A 1,317-nucleotide genomic window follows, 5' to 3' on the forward strand; every position below is an offset into this window, starting at 1 on the left:
CATCCAGCGGGCGCGGGCCGTGCTTGGAGCGCCAGGTGGATGTCCCTTCGGATCTGGGTACGCAGAACGCCGGGGTCCGCAAAACGCTTCTCCCCCCGGAGCCTCGTCGCAAACGAAACCGTGAGGCATTGCCCGTACAGGTCCACTTCCTCGTCGATCAGGTGCACCTCAACGGTGGTTCCTCTGCTCTCGTCGGAGAAAGTGGGCCGCACTCCGATGTTGCACACCCCGCGGGACACGTGTGGTGGATTCCCGCGCGGGCTTCCCCAGCGCACGCGCACCGCGTACACCCCCCGCGCGGGCAGCGCAACATCCGAGGGCACGTCGAGGTTGGCAGTGGGGACGTCAAGTGACCTACCTACTCCCCTTCCGGCCACAACGGTTCCGCGAACAAAATGCTCGCGACCCAGCAGGCGCGCTGCACGGCTGACTTCTCCCTCAGCCAGGAATCGCCTTATCGTGGTGCTCGCAACAATGTCCCTTCCTGCCTTGACGGGAGCCACCACTGTAACATCCACGCCTTGCTCGGAGGCAAGTTCCTTGAGGACTCCGCTCGCGCCCCGACCGAATGTGTAGTTGTACCCGACCACGATGTGCCCAACCTCTAGTGTCTCCACCATGACCCGGGAAACGAACTCCCGGGGGGACAGTGCGGCAAACTCGAGATCAAATCTCTGCACCACCACAACATCCGCTCCAGCTTGCCCCAGCAACGCGATGCGATCCTCGAGAGATGTGAGCGCAACGGGTGCAGATCCGGGGCTAACCACGTTGGCCGGATGAGTATCAAACGTGTAGGCCGCACAACCCTCTGGCCCTGCAATCTCTCGCGCGGCGGCGATGAGTGCGGCGTGGCCCAGATGGACGCCGTCAAACATCCCGAGCGCGACCACCTTGCGAGTCATAGGGGGCTTCCCACCCAGAGCCACCACGAACTGCTGCATCCTGTGACACCTCAAAACACTACTACTGGCCGGACGACCCGGTTCTCGGCGGGTTCGGACTCAATGCCCACTGCCAGAAAGGAGCCTGCCTCGCTCACTAGCCGGACATAGCACCCCGAACACGGAACGCCGCCCTCAATGCGAACAGGCGCGCCGTTTTTCACCCTGACCTCCTGCTCAGGAGAGACTACTGCTCTCGGCATGTAGCGGACTCCCGTTTCAGGGGGAAGGATCGCCTCCGCGATCTCGCCCTCCCGTGCCATCTCCTCCAGCTGGATAAGGGAGAAAGCATCCTCCAGCCGGAAGCCTGCGGCCTCGGTCCTGACTAACCCACCGAGATGACCCTCCGAGTGGAGGGTCATCTCGGTGGGTT

At 63.2% G+C, this 1,317-nt stretch carries 2 protein-coding genes; both read right to left on the minus strand.

Annotated features, from left to right (window positions below; all coding sequences use genetic code 11):
- The coding region (locus tag NUW23_13695; protein MCR4427214.1) for a bifunctional riboflavin kinase/FAD synthetase at positions 1-944 on the minus strand (944 nt) is incomplete at its 3' end.
- A gap of 11 nt (positions 945-955) precedes the next feature.
- A partial coding sequence (locus NUW23_13700) for a tRNA pseudouridine(55) synthase TruB (GenBank protein MCR4427215.1) occupies positions 956-1,317 on the minus strand: 362 nt, incomplete at its 5' end.

It is taken from the genome of Bacillota bacterium, from assembly GCA_024655925.1.
Lineage (GTDB): Bacteria > Bacillota > DTU025 > DTU025 > JANLFS01 > JANLFS01.